The sequence below is a fragment of the Sporosarcina sp. FSL K6-3508 genome (assembly GCF_038615825.1).
GTDB lineage: Bacteria > Bacillota > Bacilli > Bacillales_A > Planococcaceae > Sporosarcina > Sporosarcina newyorkensis.
In genome coordinates this window covers 638790-657706 of sequence record NZ_CP152016.1, presented here as the reverse complement: position 1 = coordinate 657706, position 18917 = coordinate 638790, and the positions used below count along the sequence as shown (strand labels likewise).

At 39.9% G+C, this 18917-nt stretch carries 18 protein-coding genes and 1 pseudogene; 2 read left to right on the top strand and 17 right to left on the bottom strand.

The features are described 5' to 3' along the window. Positions 1-12: 12 nt before the first annotated feature. The 9 genes and pseudogenes from MKX97_RS03070 to MKX97_RS03030 all read right to left on the bottom strand — a co-directional run bounded on the left by MKX97_RS03070 (position 13) and on the right by MKX97_RS03030 (position 6687). Positions 13-324, bottom strand: a complete 312-nt coding sequence (locus MKX97_RS03070; protein ID WP_078817080.1) for a hypothetical protein — start codon at positions 322-324, stop codon at positions 13-15. A gap of 377 nt (positions 325-701) precedes the next feature. Then, complete coding sequence (locus MKX97_RS03065) at positions 702-1484, bottom strand: dioxygenase (protein ID WP_078817079.1); 783 nt, start codon at positions 1482-1484, stop codon at positions 702-704. Positions 1485-2125: 641 nt separating this feature from the next. Further along, complete coding sequence (locus MKX97_RS03060; RefSeq protein ID WP_342537474.1) at positions 2126-2248, bottom strand: hypothetical protein; 123 nt, start codon at positions 2246-2248, stop codon at positions 2126-2128. 85 nt (positions 2249-2333) lie between these two features. Next, positions 2334-2423 (bottom strand): annotated as a pseudogene (locus MKX97_RS03055) (acetyl-CoA acetyltransferase); the annotation flags it as partial. A 277-nt stretch (positions 2424-2700) separates the two neighbouring features. After that, positions 2701-2988 (bottom strand): hypothetical protein, encoded by a 288-nt coding sequence (locus MKX97_RS03050; RefSeq protein WP_340758251.1) that lies wholly within the window; start codon positions 2986-2988, stop codon positions 2701-2703. 271 nt (positions 2989-3259) lie between these two features. After that, complete coding sequence (locus MKX97_RS03045; RefSeq protein ID WP_340758250.1) at positions 3260-4030, bottom strand: PIN domain-containing protein; 771 nt, start codon at positions 4028-4030, stop codon at positions 3260-3262. Positions 4031-4140: 110 nt separating this feature from the next. Continuing rightward, positions 4141-4488, bottom strand: a complete 348-nt coding sequence (locus tag MKX97_RS03040; protein ID WP_342536922.1) for a hypothetical protein — start codon at positions 4486-4488, stop codon at positions 4141-4143. 545 nt (positions 4489-5033) lie between these two features. Beyond that, positions 5034-6281: an S-layer homology domain-containing protein gene (locus MKX97_RS03035; protein WP_340758247.1), complete on the bottom strand. Its 1248-nt coding sequence runs from the start codon at positions 6279-6281 to the stop codon at positions 5034-5036. Positions 6282-6474: 193 nt separating this feature from the next. Further along, positions 6475-6687 (bottom strand): hypothetical protein, encoded by a 213-nt coding sequence (locus tag MKX97_RS03030; protein ID WP_078817074.1) that lies wholly within the window; start codon positions 6685-6687, stop codon positions 6475-6477. Positions 6688-7351: 664 nt separating this feature from the next. Here MKX97_RS03030 and MKX97_RS03025 point away from each other — a divergent pair. After that, positions 7352-8326 (top strand): hypothetical protein, encoded by a 975-nt coding sequence (locus MKX97_RS03025; RefSeq protein ID WP_342536921.1) that lies wholly within the window; start codon positions 7352-7354, stop codon positions 8324-8326. 480 nt (positions 8327-8806) lie between these two features. Further along, positions 8807-9403, top strand: a complete 597-nt coding sequence (locus MKX97_RS03020; RefSeq protein WP_342536920.1) for a hypothetical protein — start codon at positions 8807-8809, stop codon at positions 9401-9403. A gap of 429 nt (positions 9404-9832) precedes the next feature. Here MKX97_RS03020 and MKX97_RS03015 read toward each other — a convergent pair whose 3' ends face one another. The 8 genes from MKX97_RS03015 to MKX97_RS02980 form a co-directional block, all read right to left on the bottom strand. Beyond that, the gene (locus MKX97_RS03015; RefSeq protein WP_078817072.1) at positions 9833-10216 is read right to left on the bottom strand and encodes a DUF302 domain-containing protein; all 384 of its coding nucleotides are present in this window, start codon (positions 10214-10216) and stop codon (positions 9833-9835) included. A gap of 350 nt (positions 10217-10566) precedes the next feature. Continuing rightward, entirely contained in the window at positions 10567-11877 is a 1311-nt protein-coding gene (locus tag MKX97_RS03010; RefSeq protein WP_342536919.1) for a haloacid dehalogenase-like hydrolase, read from the bottom strand. A 251-nt stretch (positions 11878-12128) separates the two neighbouring features. Further along, entirely contained in the window at positions 12129-12371 is a 243-nt protein-coding gene (locus tag MKX97_RS03005) for a DUF2188 domain-containing protein (RefSeq protein ID WP_340758242.1), read from the bottom strand. A 315-nt stretch (positions 12372-12686) separates the two neighbouring features. Continuing rightward, positions 12687-14969 carry a S9 family peptidase gene (locus MKX97_RS03000; protein WP_342536917.1) on the bottom strand — a complete coding sequence of 761 codons (2283 nt, stop codon included), beginning with the start codon at positions 14967-14969 and terminating at the stop codon, positions 12687-12689. A gap of 481 nt (positions 14970-15450) precedes the next feature. Next, positions 15451-16671 (bottom strand): hypothetical protein, encoded by a 1221-nt coding sequence (locus MKX97_RS02995; RefSeq protein ID WP_342536916.1) that lies wholly within the window; start codon positions 16669-16671, stop codon positions 15451-15453. Continuing rightward, positions 16659-16784 (bottom strand): hypothetical protein, encoded by a 126-nt coding sequence (locus MKX97_RS02990; RefSeq protein WP_342536915.1) that lies wholly within the window; start codon positions 16782-16784, stop codon positions 16659-16661. Before MKX97_RS02990 ends, MKX97_RS02995 begins: the two co-directional genes overlap by 13 nt. Positions 16785-16950: 166 nt before the next feature. Then, positions 16951-18039, bottom strand: a complete 1089-nt coding sequence (locus tag MKX97_RS02985) for a DUF91 domain-containing protein (protein WP_342536914.1) — start codon at positions 18037-18039, stop codon at positions 16951-16953. A 130-nt stretch (positions 18040-18169) separates the two neighbouring features. After that, entirely contained in the window at positions 18170-18724 is a 555-nt protein-coding gene (locus tag MKX97_RS02980; protein WP_078817066.1) for a competence protein ComK, read from the bottom strand. Positions 18725-18917 lie beyond the last annotated feature (193 nt).

Sequence of the window (18917 nt, the reverse complement as noted above, 5' to 3'; positions counted from 1 at the left end):
ATCACTCCTGATTCAGCATCGGTAATCAATGAAAAGAATTAGACTTCCTTTTACTCCTCCTTTACCAAACTGTAAAAACAATTTCTTTTCATTGTAAAACTCATTCTCGCACAGAAATGTTAAGTATTGAACAATTACTTTACGCCGGGTTATTATATCAATCCATCCATAATCATAAAACCAGCTGTCAATAACGTTAAAAATGCCACGGTTAATACGATAATTTACTGAACAAAAATCAAAAAACTGTTTATCAGGCGAATGGAATATGCTTTCATTAATATGATTTGTTGAATCTTTGCTGCTAACTACTGTTAATTGCATCCGTATCCCTCCTGTTGTATTTTGTATCACTAAATTAAAATATCTGCCCGAACCATAAATACTTTTAGTCTAATATAGTTCCCAACCAATTATCTCTAAATCAAAGATTCTAAATATTCAACCTACACTCTTATCATACAGCCATCCAATCTTTATATTCAATATACTATTAGGCTTAAAAAACCCTTTTCTACTATCGTTTTAGTATTAAAATGCTGCAACTCTTAAAGCAACAAACACAACTATTTCACACTGTAAATATCCCTTCAATGGTTTAAACGTAAAAAGAACGACACCCAACGGATTACATCGTCGGATACCGTTCTCTTCTAATTATGACCAAGACTTTAACACAGCCTACTATTATGTTATGTTGTTTATTTTTTACGCATAACAAAGTTTAATTTCGATTCTTTATGATCACCTTTATCTTCAAGCGTAGTCATCAAATCAAGACGAACGCCATCTGCTACATCTGTCTCAAGGTATTCATCACCTTCAAAGAACACTTGGGTAATTAACGTCTCATGACCATTTGCTTCAAACATGAAATGAAGATGGGCTGGTCTCATTGGATGCTGATCAGTATAATCTAAAAACTCTCCTGTCGGTCCTTCTGTAGGAATAGAATAAGGAAGCGGCACAATACTTTTTATAACAAAATCACCGTTTTCATCAGTGAAGAAGTGACCTCTAAAGTTATATCTAGGTGCATCAGAATCAAAAGCTGAGTATTTACGTGAGGCATCATTTTGCCACATCTCTACACGAACGTTTTTAAGCGGCTTACCATCAACGTTACTAACGTTGCCTTTAAAATACAAAACTTCGCCTGGTTCATTTTCACGTTGTGTTAACACTAATGGCTGTCCAGCAACAGACTCTATTAAAGGAGATCCTTCAATAAAATATGGTCCTAATAAAGAGGGCTGCGTGCCAGGCTTTTCTGTATACATTGCTCTTAACACATGGGTTTCTAAGAAAACGTCTGCGAAAAGTGGCAGTTCACCTGTGCGTCCAAGCCGATCTGCCCAATTCACAAAATTTGTATATTCTTCATGATTTAGATTTGCTTCACTTAAAAATGATTGGATATGTTTGATAAATAATTCGAAGACTTCTTCAACACGTTCATTTTTTTTAGTAATTTGTTTTTGCATTTTAAATCCCCCTTAAGATTTGTGTGATTAATAAATATCTTTTCATAATCGAAAAGTATATAGTAAAACTTTTTTCACCTCCAAGAGCATTCCGGGTTTTCTGAAATAACGGAATATTTTATCAATGGATTAATTATAGATTTTTGTATTATCAATAACAATATATGTATAAGGTTAATTTTCGAGCGGTTTTAGACTTATTCATACTGACGTGTTTGTGATGCCTCCCCTAATTTTCCCAACAACCAGACGGCTGAAAGGAGATCCGACATCTTTTGTCCTCGTTGGATTGAGTCGTTTGTTCAAGAGACACGGTTATAGAAATGTCAACGATAATCAGGAGCATTCCATCTATTTTGTCGACTACACCAGCTATTTTCGAGGACTTGAAGAGGTCGCGGCATACGGGCCGGAGTGGTTCATGTAAGCTGACCATCCGAATCGATGGACGTGCCCAAGTTCTTTTGAAACTAAAAGAAAAGAGACTCACCCTGATGCACTTCGGCTCTTACCATTTAGCTGACGACATCGTTACGGAAAGTGAATACTTTCAAATACAACTCATAATTAATGAATACTAATTCGTTCAGTCAGTACTTTTACTTCGTCTCCAAGAATTCCGTTAATCCCTCTCTACCAGATTAGATATACCTTGTCCGACACCGATTGCACATCGCCAGACCCAGTTCATTTGCCTTCTCTTCGTTCATTAATAAAACGGGTGCTGCACCATCGTTGACACCTGAAGCATTTCCCGCTGTAATCGATCGATTCGTCAGGAAATAAGGGACGCAGCCTTTCTAGCACATTCAATGTCGTCCCAAGGCGTGGGTGTTCGCCAGTAACAACAGTGACCTCTTCTCCTTTACGCGTCTTATAAGTAACAGGGATAAACTCGTCTTTGAATACACCATACTCTTGTGCTGCTTTTGTCTTCATTTGAGATTGGTATGCAAATGCATCCTGTCTCTCTCTGGAGATACTTTAATCGTTAGCTACATTTTCCGCAGTTTGCGGCATGCTATCAACACCATGGAGCTCTTCCATTTTTGAATTGACAAAACGCCATCCGATCGTAGTATCTTGAAGCTTCATATCCACCAGTTAATAATTTCTCCGCAAAGTCGATGGGAACTGAAAGCCTACTACTTGACCGTTCTACAAGGGGTCCCGGCTAAAGAAGGAAAGTTACTGACTGAAAACGTAAATATGCGGTTTATTGTACGGTAGGGATTAATGAAGTAGAAAACGGCCAACCAGCCCGAGGGATGGTCAGCCGTTTTTCGTTTAGGCACCCTTTAATAAATACGAAGGCCATGAAGTCCATTACATAGAAGTTATTTTTCAGAACCCTCGATGTTTTTGAAATTTGAAAGACTCCCTTCGGAACTGTCTTATCGAGCACAGTCACTTGCATAGCGGTATCCTCCTTCGCCATCCACATCCTAACTGGCAGGAGAAGTAGCACGATCACCCCCGCAATAATAATGACCAGCTTTTTCATTTGCCCCATTCCCCTTTCCGGCCTCTTGAATAATATTCTCGTAGTCTAGATTTTATCTTATCAAGTTTATGTATTTTCTTGTAAAATAGTGAAAAGACAAAAAAGCCCGCAATCTCCTGGGTTAATTCACCCGAGTATTGCGGATATTAGTTGATAAAATATATTAAAGATGGATTATAAGAAATAGAACGTATTAGCCAATGGATTTGATTGATCCAAACGAGTGTGCGGATACACTTGCTGTTCTCTAAGAATGCCACGATACTTTCTTCTATACCTCCGCAACCGGCATGCCGGCGTTACGAGCAATAATGCGGGCACCTTTGTCATTTGACAAAAACAGCAGATTGTTTGCACCGTTTTTGAATTCATATAAATAGGTTGCGATGATTCTCTCATCAGCAGACGTTGACAAGGCCAATTTTTGCAGCTTATCATATGCAGGCACTTGAATTAGCTTCAGCAATCCTTTGCGCTGATACGCTTCAATTACATCAAACGCCAATTGCGCACGCATTCTAGTCAATTTTTCTTTGTTGTTCTTCAACCCATCTAATTCTTTAAAAACTTGACTACTGATGATGAGTTTGATTTGCTTAGTACCCAATAAATGGATCAACAAATCTGCATCATGCATGAGAATGTTCGTATCGACCGCAAACTGGTGGTTATTTTCATGGTATGTAGTAAGAAGTCCTGCACGTTGTTCCAGCTGCTTTTTTTGCTGTTTTTTTGCAAGTCGTTGATTCATTTTTCCTGAACTGTAATTGGCCTCAAACATAGAGAGAATCGGTAAAACGAACAGGACAAAGAAAACAGCCCAGCCCGAGAAATCATCCCCTTGTTTCGTTATTCTGACAAACAGAACGAGATACAAGGCAAGAAACAAAATACTTTTAACAAGCTGTCGATTATAAGCCTGTCCCAAACCTATGGATATAAATGATAAGAAGGAGGCCATTCCCCCATTTAGCTTTCCTTTGGTGATTTTAGGATGCAACAATAGGAAATATAGACTTAAGATTGCATTAAAAACGATCATACTAGTAACCGCCGAACTAATAAGTGAAGTACTAGCCTCTTTTTTTGCAAGGTAAGAAAATATGAAAATAAGAACCATTTTTACTCTTCCTCCAACTGTAGTATCCTTTCTTAAAAACCATCATGTCCACTATGATGTGTAAAATCCGAATCAGCACTTCCATGATCGATTCCATGATAGGATTCATCGACCACTATACTGACACCTGGGTTGATGTAAGGGTCATGCATATCTATATGGTTTTGTTGAAGCTCTAAACTCTCAAATTGCTGACGTTCCAATTCATCCATCTCATCAGAGAAATCGTCATGTCGACTGCTTGAACTAAATAAAAGGGAATCACTTTTAAAATTATTCCATTTTGAGTCCTTCATCCCCAAATCAGTTGCCCGCTTCATCAACTCCGAAAATTCATCGTGCTCACGCGGCAACAAAAATTTTCTAAACAAGCTCCACATTTCCAACACTCCTTCCTTTTTTTCCGCTCGGTTGTCAGGACAGGTTATAATTCCGTGTGACGCTTAGAGATCTTAACTAAAACATAAGGACAATTCGTGCATTTTGGCGTGTACTTTCAATAATTGGATTTCCAACTTTACAGTCATATTTATCCCCACCCTATTGTATGTAAAATATTCAAACAGGCAAAGTGTATTAAGAATTAACTATATTCTTTCTCTTTCTCGTGCCTAGTAAGTAACTCATGCGAATTATGCATTTTAGCAATGACGGCTAAATTGAGAGGGTCGTTTGTCTTGGTGTGTATACAGGTTACGGAAAATGGAAAGGTGAGATAAAAATGATTTCTTTAAATTTCACTGCTTCTATTTCATCTAACATTTCCACGATCATATAATGTATCAATACAAATAAGTCCGCTAATGCAAAATGAACTGCCACCCCAATTGTTAAACAATCACTAACAATTAGGAAGCAGTTCAACCGGTTAAAAACTTCCTTCTTTTCCCTTAATCAACTCTCTGATTTGTATCAAGACCAGTTCTTAGTCTTCATAATGCATTCCATCATTAGATTGGAAGCTTACCTTAAAACGGCCTTTGTTTGTTTCGACTCTAAATACATACTTATCGTACGAATATTTTTGATCAGCTTTATAATCATGAGCCGTGTCTCGTACAGTCGATACATAGCTTACGGTAACATTGCGGTGACCATAGTCTTGATAATCCTGTTTTAGAATCGTTTGCGCTTCGTTAACCGTAAGCTGCAGATGCCGTTTCCCTACCATTTCATACGTATAATTCGCCATTTTCCAAGTGCCCGATTCTTTTATGAATTTGTAATCTACAAACCCGCCGCCAGACAAGCCATCTGAAAACTCAACCGTTTTCACATTGACCGCATAACTGTTCGGCTGATTGAAGCTGAATCTTATGCTCGTATCTAAATAGTATGGAAAATAGAAACTATCGCATTCTGTACATGCATGCGGATAATAGTTCTTCAATTTCGTATCCGCAAACTCCTTCGTCACATACTGAAGTAATTGCGGACGAATAGTATTGAATGATTTCTTCTTATATTTTCCTTCTAAAATAATCCCTTCAATAATATGCGGCAGGCGGTATGAAAGGTCCACTGCCTTTCCTTTCGTCACAGCAGTCGTATTCGGACGTGATTTAGTGACATTGATTGCGCGCTGTAAAAATTCCGCGTAATGCGCCCGCGTGACAGGTCGGCTCGGGTAGAACTTTCCGTTATCCCCTTTTGATACACCGCTCGAATACATTGCGCTTGCATGTGGATACCCCCAGTGATTGCTATTAACGTCTTCAAACGGTCGTTGGTAAGGTCCCATATGCAAGTCGAATGCCAAGTCCAACACTTTCGCCATTTGGATGCGAGTAATGGTAGAATTCGGATTAAACTTTCCATTTGATCCACCTACAATTCCCGCTTGCGACAGTTTCATGATCGGCGTGTAATATGGATGACTTTTCGGCACATCCGTATAAATCACCTTACTGGATGACAGTCCCGGCAGCTTCACTGCCTTTTCAAGCAACTGCGCTACATGCTTCCGGCTAATTTTTTCATTCGGACGGAATGTCCCATCAGGGTAACCGCCAATATACCCAGCCTTTTGCATTGCCTGGATCGCCTCATAATTCGGATGGCTTTTGGGCACATCTTTGAACTCCTTCGCTGATGCTTGGTTTGTTCCGACAAAAATGAACGAGGCCAACAGCAACAACGTGGTCCAGCTGAAAATCGATACAATCTTCTTCATATACTCCCTCCTCTTGTCTAGTAAAATATGATTACTAGCTAATCATATTTTACCAACAACGCATTAGGTAGTATACAGTAAAATCATAGAGTTTAATTTTATAAATCACGCTGTAAATTATACAAGTCTGACACTATTTTGAGAAGTTCAGGTAACCATAAACAGAACTTCCCAAATGAGATTGATACGAAATTCATTTAAACGAGAACTCCTTAATATAGAAAGAACCATCTAACAAATCAACTGTATAATGACTTGTTTGGGAAGATTCACTATACCATTTCTCCGGTTCATAGATTGAGTACTGCTCATTCACGGTAACTTTATACTTATTCGGCGCTAATTTTTCCATTGATGAAATCGAATGATCGATGAGTTCAACATCACGTGAATTTAATGAGTTCATGTACTTCTTTTGTTCAGAATAAAATGAGGACGATGGATGAACAAAGTACCCAAGTTGTTCTATGCCACCGGTTGTATACGCCTCTAATTAATATTAAGTCAATCTACTGATTTAATCGCGTGTACTTTCACTGTATTACTGGCACCCGTTACCGGCACTGTATCCAAGTCTACTTTTAGTAGTTGAACGGGTTGAACTGCTTGCTCTGTTGCTGATTCCCCAGTTGGTTTGCTTGCTGGTTTACGATCTGCTTTAGCTTCCTTATCTGTGTTCTTCGTTCTCTCGAAAAAGATTTCGCTCCACCATTTGTTAAATCGAAAGATTCTCCATCGTTTTCTATAGGCCCTCTCCGTTAGTAGACTCCTTCTCTTTTTTCTTAATTTACAATATTGAACGGTACCACATTTAAATTGATCTTAGAAACCTTGCTGCCGTTGAAAAATAATAGCTGGATAAAAGAAAGTTTCAAACCTTACATCACTTAACAAAAATTATCTAATTCTCTATTAAAAAGACAACCTGAAATAGTATAATTGAATCAGGAGAAAAGAGGTGGTTACTCAGTTGATTTGATTTTAAGTAGCAGAGCATTTAATCAGCAAGATCATTAAAATGCAAGTAGTTTCAAGTTAGATTTTAAATTTATTTTACGAAGGAGAATCCCATGAAAAAAGTCGTTAAAGTATTGGCAGTGTGTTTCCTCGCCATTACATCTCTATTGTTTCTAACAGAAAACAAGGCTAGTGCCAAAACTAACGAGAAAGTGTATAAGACATATTCACCGTCCTCTGAAAAATCAAAGTTTCCGATCAAACTCAGCAACTCTTTAGTGATCGATATCACGTCGAATAAAGAGCCGGTCATTAAAAAAGATGGCCGTGCAATCTGGCAAGGCGTCGGCGGGTGGAGCAGCAGTGAGATTAGTTTCACGGTTACCAAAACCAATGATACCTATCTCTATTACAAGACGGGCGCAGGGGGAACGGAAACAGTTGAAGTAATCGGTGTAAACCGCAACGGAAAGATATTTATGAACAAAGCATTCGGTGGCGATGGTGCGGGCATGCATGCCAGATTTGTATCCTCAAGCATTATAGAGATTGGCATAGAGGAGTACAGTCCTTATTACGATGGGTCTACTGCCAGCAAACATTCAGGCTCTTTCAAGTCGAAATTTTATCAGTTGTATGTAAAAGGCTCCGCTAAAGAAATCGCCTATTTCGACAGCACCTTTGCTTCATTGGCCAAGAAGGGGCAGCTGAAATGGGTGCCGGGAGCGCTTGGCATGTCATTTTCTAACTTAAAATCTGCCGTACAGGACCCGTATGCCCGCCAGGAAATGGCCGAGCATTATATTTTCTATTATACTGCGCTTGGAAACTACGGCTTCTACTACAATAACGATTACAGCAAAGCAATAAAATCAAACGCCAAAGTGCGGGGAGTTTTCCGAACCTCCGATCTTCATGGAAATAGAAAGTCGTTAAGACCCTATTTCAGAAAACAATTCGGCAAAGAAGTGTTGAGCTACGGCAATCATATGGATGTATACCGAGTGGGCAAGTATTACTTGGGGGTACAGTATTTCGACGAGGACACGGTGCATCTTAACCTGACTACTGAAAATGTGTTCCGTTAAGAAACCTTGCGCGACAAGCAAATTAAAGTGTTATCGTAAGTTGGAGAGAGAATAACAGAAAGGGCCTCTCGACCGAGATTTCTCGATCAGGAGGCCCTTTCTCCGTACATTATTCAGTTATCAGAATAGCATCAGAGTAAGAAAAACTGTAGATTGCGCCCGCGTAACCGACCCTCCCGTCTTAAATAAGCCAGGCTTCCCCTGAAGTCATACTATTCGATTATAATGCCTAGACTTGATACCTACTTTAAGAAGGTAACAGTCACTATATATCACGTTTTGTAGCAAGCCTAGTGGAAAAAGAATAGGAATAAGATAGATTAGGAGGATTTCATGGGAGTTTGCCTAAGTTTTGTGTTTGTCATCGGTTTTGTCATCATTCATTTAAGTTTAAAAGTGATGAAGTTTTTAAAGGTGGAGCCTCGGAGCCGGTTTCTATCAGTTGCAGGCTGAATAGCTGTTGCCTATGTGTTTTTGCACTTGCTACCGGAATTAGGTGAGTACCAAAGGGATTTCGATGGGAAGCTACGCAGCCTCGGCTATTTAGAGAATCACGTCTATATAATAGCCATGCTGGGACTCGCTCTCTTTTATGGTTTGGAACAGCTGGCGAAATCCTCTAAACGGCACAATAAAAAGGATGGAGAACATAAAGCGACAGCTGGTGTTTTTTGGCTTCATATAGGCTCATTTGCTCTTTATAACGCGACCATAGGATACTTGCTTCTACGGGGAGAGTATCAGACAGAATGGGGCATGATATTTTATTTCATAGCGATGGGTGTTCACTTTGTTACGAATGACAATGGTCTGTGTGCCACGCATAAAGAGGACTATGATTGGTATGGACGTTGGTTGCTCGCCGTTTCGATTACAGTTGGATGGCTGGTCGGTGTCTTTACAGAGGTAAATGATATGGTTCTCTCTATTTTATCTGCCTTTTTAGCGGGCCGCATTGTGCTGAACGTCATGAAAGAAGAACTTCCAGAAGAACGAGAGCAGCTTCCCTGCCTTTTTTATAGGTATGATCGGGTATACAGATTTACTGTTGCTTCTATGAAAAGGAAGATCGAATAGAATCTAGCAGCTACAGGGAGGAGAACGATCGGCACTCCCTGGCTTTTCGCGGACGCTGTATGCAGTTGAGCGGACATGCTAACAATATGCGACTTTGTATGAAGATACATCTTTGTGTTGCGCGGTTTTTTCGGTCAGCAGTACCCGAAACAGACAGAACTCTGTTTGAATGTGTGGGGACCTATTTAAAATCTAGCTGCCCCACAATCCCTCCGTGGCCGTTATGAATATAGACCATCTTCTAACGATAATAGAATTCTCCTAGTAACCTATTCAAAGCAAACGGAAATGCCCCCTGACTGTTTTATCCGTTAAAGGGCTTTCTTTTTCCTGTAGAATTTAATCTTGATGACAGTGTATGCATTCAGAGTTGTTCCTGATTTGATTGGTGCATAAGATCCTATGGCTATTTAGACATGCTTTTTCAAGTTACTTCGCCCGATCAATCGCAGCGATTAGACGAGTCTCGATATCTTTTGCAATTCCTAAGATATTCTCGTCTTTAACAATACTCAATAGTGCGGTAGGACGTGGCAATCCGATTTTCGTTGTTCCTTGATGGACATATACAACAATTTTGCAAGGCAACACATAGCCGACCAGAAGGTTTTCGGTCAGTACTCGTTTAGCTTCATGGGGATTACAAACTTCAAGAACAGTAAACGGAGTTTCAAAATCAGCACCCTTTTCTTTGAGTTTTTTGGTCAAATCAAAATTCCAAAGGACACCAAACTTCTCTTCCGACAAGCTATTTTCCAAAGCGCGGATCGCTTCATCTTTTCCTTTTGTCGTTTCAACCGTATAATCGAACATATTTTCCCAGCTCCTTTGCTTATCTTCTTTCATTTGTAGGATTCCCATTATGAAAGAATTAAAACGCTGTGATGATCTATGTGAAAGGGTGGGTTATGTAAAAGTTCAAATTGAACCAATCTGATGCCAGATCGACTTTTATTGAATCTGCTTTTTAAAAACAACTGTTCATTATTCATATTACCAATTGATTCAAATGCATACATTTTCTACATCAACAGAATAGAGGGCTTTATTTGTTGTCTAAAGAAAGGATGTAAAAAGCAGACAGAAGCCCCCAACCAGACGCTCGGTTAAAGGGCTCTTTCTTTTGTTCATCACTCAATTATCAGCATTGTGTGGTGCAGTACCTAATCCGCCAACAATTTTTCTTCATTTGACCCGAGCTTGATCGTGGATTCAGTCGGTATCCATAAGCCTGTATTCTCGTTTCTTCCTTGAAGAATAAATTTTGGGTTATTTTTTCCCATACGTTCTACAGCTATTTTCGAAAGTTTGCCAATATCGCCTGCTTTGACACGGTTAATGATTAAACCGAGTTTCACATCCTTAGCTGTCAGCATTTCATAATCTGTGTGGGTATCCCCCGCTGCAAATATTGGGCCGTAACCACCCCGCTCTTTGGAGATGAATTGTTCAATTATTTTTACCTTGCCTTCTCGAGCAGTAATCGGCCAATTGTCTTCATATTTTGCTTGAATAATCCCATCCTTCTTTTTTAATCTCATCCCAAACACATTTTCTTTCGGAAGATTGTATCCATACTTTGGATTGGTTGCAAATACCTCGACCACATCTTCCATCGAAGCTGAAATAACATAAACGTCAATCCCATTTTCAATAAATGTATGCATAAGATTTGATATTTCGGAACTCAGACGCAGTCCTGTCGAATAGGTGATCTCAACAATACCCGTTTTTCCTGACATGGACTCAGGACTTCTAAGTGTCACCGATCCCATTCCTGCTCCTAGACTATAATCATTTGAAGCCTCTGCAAGCTGCTGAATCTCTTCTGTCGACATGTTGACAAATAAATAAAGTACCCATGGATATCCGATTTCAATTCCGTATGTTTCCCCAATGGCTTCATAAAGAAAATACATTTTTGCTTTGAAATCTTTAAACTGATCAGTTGAACGAAGTGTTTCTAGCGACTCTTTCCCATTCATCCCTTCATAGTTGGAATAAAGATATTCATAATTGCGATTTAGATCCTCTGTGATCTCCTCGAGAGTGATCGCATCTCCTTGAAGGTTTTGAAGTTCGTCTGAAAAGGGCCCGTCCGGCACATTCATTTTAATCATTTCATAAAACTCTTCCGGTTTTAGTTTGAATGCCAAGTGATCGATTTGATAAAGAAAAAGGGCCTCCTGTGTATCGCTCATAATACTAGTATGGTCCCAATCAAAAACAGCATAAGGTTTTCGTTTAGGATTGTAACTTGGACTTCCGACACCGTGCTTATCAATCAGGTTTTGGACAGCTCTATACGTGTCAGGCGCCCATTTCCCCTTATCCAACACTTGAATACTCTGGTCATCACGTACTTGTGAAGTCGAGGCTGATTTTCCAATGTCAGCTGCACTTACAGGAATAGAAAAAAACAAGCAAATAACCATCACACTTAACAAAGCTTTGAATGTGATTTTGTTCTTCATATTGCCATTCCTCCTCTAAAAAGACAAAAGAAGCCTATTCAATAGCTGACTACTCGCTATTGAAACAGGCTCCTTTGCCAATTTATTATTTTATGTATATTAAGTTAGCACGAGTTGATTGAATAGTCAAACATTTAATTGAGAGAAAAATGAAACAGCCAATCATCCCAAAAGATAGTTGACTGTTCTTTACACCTCATTACGCCTAAGTGTTAGAGTATTTGATTTACCCTTCTTCACTGTATGATAGCCTATTTAAAATCCAGTTGCTCTTCAATCCGACCACGGTCGTTATGAATATAAACCATCGTTCCATCTTCTTCCGCCAGTTGTTTCGCTTCATCGATTGCCTCGTCTTGAGAATCCGTCGTGCAGATCGGCTCATCTTCCCCTTCGCGTTTCACTGCCCATTCATTGTCATGCGGCACGACATGATAGCGCGCATCTTTCGTTCCCGCTCGGTCTTCAAAGTACTCATTTTGCTCTCTGCTCATTCCAATGCCTCCTCAGTTTTTCATTCTATTTATTTACTACCCGGTTGTGGGAGGATAAAACGGATAGTTGCTTTGACGGGCTTTCGTACTAATCAAACGCAAGTAAAGCCGAGTAATCAATGCAAATAAATACCAATAAGCTCTCCGTCTTCATATTCCACCTTCACATGATACCCGCCTATTTCATAATCGAAATATCCCCCATATCATAATTCGTGCCGGCTATTGCTTCTTTGCAAACAGAGTGCCCTCTAACCAATTACTCGGTTAGAGGGCACTCTTCTTTATTATTGCGTCTCGCGCAAGTACGCAATATCACTTCAAATGCTTATCCAAAAACTCAATCATCGCATGATAAAATTCAATACGGTTTTCTTCATTCTGGAATCCGTGTCCTTCATTGTCCTTTAACATGTATTCGACATCGATGCCTCTTTTCTTCAAAGCCTCCACGATTTGATCGGATTCTGCCTTGTTAACCCGAGGGTCGTTTGCACCTTGGGCAACAAACAGAGGCGTTTTGATTTTATCGGCGTGGAATACAGGAGAGACGGCTTCCAGTAATTTTTTATCTTCTTCAGGGTGGCCAACTCGGTTGTAAAGATTATTTCTCATCGTTTCCCAGTACGGTGGGATCGTATCGAGCAGTGTAAATAAATTGGAGACTCCGACATAGTCCACGGCTGCTGCGTATAAATCAGGAGTGAACGTAATGCCCGCCAGTGTAGCATAGCCTCCGAACGATGCTCCGTAAATACCAATTCGGTCAGGATCCGCAATGCCTTGATCGATAGCCCATTGAACACCGTCTGTTATGTCATCCTGGATTTTTAATCCCCATTGTTTATTGCCTGCATCCATGAATTCCTTTCCGTATCCCGTGGAAGACCGGAAGTTTACTTGGAGAACTGCATATCCACGATTGGCAAGCAGTTGTACTTCCGGATTATAGCCCCACATATCACGTGCCCAAGGGCCGCCATGTGGATTGACGATTAATGGCAATTGCTCCGCTTTCTTATTCTTCGGCAACGTTAAATAACCATGAATCGTTAGGCCATCCCGGCTCTTATACGAAATCGGATGCATATCCGCCAGCGAATCCCGATCGATCCATGGTGCCAGCTCCGTCAATTTTGTCAGTTCTTTCGTTTCTGCGTCGTAGTAATAATAGGTTCCATATTCTTTATCACCCGACACAGCTACAATAAACTTGCTCATTTCTTTATTGTAATCTTCGATCGATAACTGACTTTCGTCGACGTTCAGTTTCTCTTTTAAATCATTGAAGGTATTTTCCAATTCCTTATCAAAGAACTCGTAGTGAATTTTATCTGTCATATAGACGCTTGCCAAAATGGCGTCTTTCCCTGGATCATACACCGCTCCTAAAATATCGACCTGCGGGTTGAAATGGATGACTTTTTCGTTTGCCTTCAAGTCAAGAACGACCAATTCAGTTTTATCACGATCCTTATTGGACAATGCATAAATCGATTGGTTATCTTTCGAAAAAGCAATCGGTGAAATCATATCCCCTTTTTCCGTCTGGACAAGTGGTTTAAATTCATCCTTCTCCGTTTCACGATACAGTACCGTACTATCAACCCCGTCTGATTCGAGCGCGATTCGGATCTTGCCGTCATGGTCTGCAAGCCAACCGGCAATGTTGCCCGGATTTTTCGCTACATGCTCCAGATCACCAGTTTTAATATTTAGCCGGTACACATCAAAGACCGTCGGATTTTCTTTATTCATACCGATAAGGATTTCATCTTTGACACCTGTCAAATTACTGATCATTTCTACACGGACACCGGGATATGGAGTTAAGTCACGTTCTTTCTGTCCGTTAAAGTCGGATGAATAAATATGATAATTTTCATCGCCGCCATTATCTTTTACATATAAAATATTGTCATCTTTCCAAAACGATGCAGCAACGTCCCGATCTTTTGAGCTTGTTACGCGAATAGGCTCGTCCTCACCGTGCATCTTTTTAACAAAGACATTCATTCGGCCTTCCCATTCGGAACTGTAAGAAATATACTCTCCATCCGGTGACATTTCATAACCGAAATCTCCAGGGTTTTTCATGAAATCTTCGACCGAAATTTCACTTACCCCTTTGTCATCGATACCTTTGTACTGTTTTGCATTCTTGAGGATAACTTCCATTTCTTCTGCTGTGACGGTTTCATTTATTTGGCTGTAGACTTTAATAAGTCTATGAATCTTTGCGGATTCCAAGTAATCGGAGGCCGTCTTTTCCTTTTCCTCGATGCCTAAAGCCCGAATTAGTATTTTAGAAATTTCACCTTTGGTAATTTCTTTTTCAGACCCGGCCCTGATAGTATTTCCAGTCCAACGCTTGGCAATTTCCTCTCTCATCTCCTTCGATCCGTGCTGATATGTCAGTTCATCCAAAGCTGATTGGATAAACTCAGCGGTGGTTACGGACACCTCCGCTTTTACATTTTCGGCAATACGTACAGTTTCCGGATCAATGGTACGAACCGAATCGTTGGCTTGAGCTCCTAATGGATAGGACATGAGAAGCGCTGAAGCCATTACTCCAAGTAAAGCTTGCTTTTTCACTGGTAAATTCCCCCTTTACTGTATTAAATAAATAGTACACTTGTATTCCTCGAAAAGTCAATTGAATAAATGAACTATTACATCAATTACGAATTGAATGACCTTTGGTTTCACTGGATTTAGGTTAAGTTTTTTAAAAGGAGGATAGCGACCGGGACATACCTGATAATCAGCATTTGATGGTTGCTAATTTTGTTTCTCTCTCAGTATGCAGATTTATGTGGCAGATCATGTACTTGATCTTTAGTCTCCCAAATTATCCAGACACTATTCAACATATACCTGTATTGTCGGTTACATCGGAAGTGATAAAGGGCAGGCAATTTTCTAAAAACTGAACTTATCCGGATCAGCGGATGAAAAAATTAATGGATGAGATAAAGTTGAATTGAAATGGAAAACAGACAAGTTCATAACATGATAGTTCTTTTTACTTAATTGCGTCTGACCCTCGTAAGGAGCTAATACACATCCGAAACATTCACCCTCCTCCATGCAAATAAATACTGATAACCTCTTCGCCTTCATATTCCACCTTCACATGATACCCGTCTATTTCATAATCCAAAATATCCCCAGTATCATAATTCGTGCCAGCTATTGCTTCTTTATCCTCATCGCTCATTGGATAATCTGCAGTATCACTGACAGGCTCTCCTAATAACTGCTTCAGTCTAGAAGTTGTATCCTTATAGTAGGAACCTCTCAACTCAATACCGTAGACGTTACCGTTATAGTCGTCATAGAAAACATTTTGCCCGTCCGGGTAGGAAAAATACGATCCGCCTTCTGCCTCGTATTCACCAAGATGCAAAGGATATTTAGCCTTGTAAGCCGTCATTGACAGCCCTACTTTCAACTGCTCGTCCAGAATATATCCGTTTTTCAACCGATCTTCCAAATCATCAGGAAATATGCGGTATGGGAATGGGTCGACATAACTGTCAATTTCATGCCATTTGTCAATTAGACCTTTAAACGTATCAAACATTTCGTCTGCAAATCCCTCGCCATACCAATCACTATCTTCCTTCCATTCATCCTCAATGAACAGCTCCCTTTCATTGATCAAGGAAAGCTTTTTCTCATCAGGATGCCACTCGTACGTCTGAAACTGCCAGCCGAGCGGTTCGCCGTTGAAATACAGATATGTCTGGAGATACAGGTCTTCCACTACTTTCACTTTCTCTGTACTGGCGTAAAACACACGCTCACCATCTACCGAGACAGCGTGCAGAAGCCCTTGATCGAGCACAAATAAGGTCAGCTCTCTGCCATTTGATTGAACGATTTCAGCAATCTGGAGAATAGACTGGCTACCGACTTTTCGCACAGTGAAAGGCTCATTCGATAAATTCAGCGAATAGGAAGCCGAATCCGTGTCTTGCAAATACGCTTCTTCACCTGCTGCATCCGCTAGGTAAAACAGCAGCTCTCCTTCATAGCGCCGATCTCCAGGTTTTCCGAAAGCGGACCCTTCACCAGCCGCCATTACTTGTATATTTTCTTTATCCGCAGGCAAAACGAACAGTCGTACTTCTTTTCCGTCATAAAAAACATTGTCCGTGAAGAAAGCTTGATTTTCCAGCTCCGAAACATTTAGCGAAGTCTCTGTCTGTTTTACATGGACCGGCTGGTGAACTTCCTGTTTTGTCTCTTCTTTCTGTATATCTTCTTTCGCCGAAACCGCTACGGTTTCCAACTTTCCTTCTCTTCTCCAGTCTTTCCCGGATTTGCACAACCGCCAACACTGAGAAGCATTGCGAATGAAATACCATACAGCATATTCAACTGGATACCTTTTTTCCTATTCATTAAAGTTCTCCCCTACCCTTTATTTGCTCGATGAAAATCAAAGGGCTTCTCTATCCACAACTAGTCTAGCGAGTAGTAAGAATAGTATGTTGTACAGTCCTATTTTTTGTTTACCAGTATAGCGTATTTTCGTATGTACTTGTTCTTTAGTTCCTATTCTTAAATTTCAAACACCAAAAAACTCTTCCAACTTATCAATCGTAAACTGACTTGTAAGTTTGTATGCTGAGTTTTGATTCGCCCTCAATCCTTTAGTCCAATACGCTTGCTCTATAGGATTTTTTTTGAGCCACTCAACCTTTACAACGTATCCACATTTTTCCAAGTCATCTAGGTCATGTTTGAAATTATTATCGGTAAGTTTGCAATCTATCAGTCTTTTATTGTCATTCTGTGATTCGATGAATGCATCCTTAAGAGGGACCGCCTTGTGGGTAACGATTCCGACCCCAACATATCCCTTTCCAGGTATCATACAAAATACACGTGCCCCTACAAACAGATTATGTAGCGTCTGACTGAACCACTTTCCATTACCTGCGGATATATATCCGTATCTTCTTGCATCATTCCAGCTACGGTGAATTCCATCTTCGAAATTAACGACAAAGTCACGCTTGTTCCATGTTTCCTTTTTCTTATCGTTTTGTGTTGATATCATCTTTTCCTCTGTAATTGATGGATCAATCAGCCATGTTCTAGTAAGATACTCATTGTCATTCTCTTTAAAAAATCTAAAGTACACCGCATTAATCGGTACGTCATAATTAGACGACAAATATTGAATGATTCTCTCTGTTGCCGGATCAAGCTCGGCACAAATAATAATCATTTGATGGGAGTTATTAAGTTCTTCTGGGAGTGGATAGCCAAATTTTGTTTCAAATGCTTCCTCCAATGAATTCCCGTTCTTTTCCCCGTACAGGTCGATTACCGCATCATATGATAGAGACTGTGCCCAGCTAGCATAATCAATAGCTTGCGCCACTACTTCACGAGGTGTTTGATGTTTCTTCAATTCATATATGGCAAGTTCTCCATCTGCTGTAACGCCTAAAATATCGATATATTTACCATGACTAGTAGCAATCTGCCTTCCAAGGATCAGAACATTTTCATCAATAATTGAAAAATCTCTTTGCAAAATTGTTTCCAGTTTTGTCTCGGATTCTATACGTGAAAAGTTAAGCCGGTTAATATTCGAACCAGTCACATTCCAAATCCCCACTTCTATCGGCATTTCAATCATCTCCATTTAATTTTGTTTTCCATTTTATATTCTTCACAGTAAAGAATTATGTAAGACTATTCCTTATTAAAAGCCCTCTAAATGCTCGTTCGATTAGAGGGCTCCCGCACCACTAGATTATATGGATACCTATTTTCTACTCCTCCACCACTCCATAATTCCGATTCCGGCTATCTTTGCTTATCAGGTATGTAGCCGTACGATTCGATTCATAAATGAGTAATTGATTCGTCCGTCCCTCAATTTCCTTCTTATGTTTACATGCTTTTTCGTAACGGCTATTAAATGAACTATAACTGAGATCTACTAGAATTCTTGCCCCGTTAATGAATCTGACGCTTGTTCGTTTCTTGCTGATCCCAATGTAATCTTGGATGTGATAGAGCGCAAACCAGATGCAGTCAGGTTTGTAAGGGGATTTACTCGGAAAGAAAAATAAATTCAACAGTTCATTGATGACAACAGGCGACATCATAACATTGCCTAAGATTAAGCGCGAGCTCTCATTGGCGCCTCGCAAGCTTGATCCATAATAGCGAAGATTATGGTCAATTAATGTAGTTGGCTTTTGATCTACCTTATATAATTCACTATTTTCCATCACCACAGATTGCAACTTTCCTTCGTCCGTATAGTCTGGATAGATTACGCTAGTCCCTTTGTTTACTACATAGTCCGTTGTTATTTTCATTTTAGTTTCCCCCTTTTTTCTTAAACGCTTTAGAATTCAACAAAAAAGGAGTATACTCTTACTAGATTGGTATACTCCAATCGGATATCCTCGAGTAGGTCTGGCCAGACTATCAATACTCGAGGATTCTTCTTTTCCATTCCCTCACCCATCAATCACCTCCTTCAAGGCGCAGCCCATTCACCAATGCGTC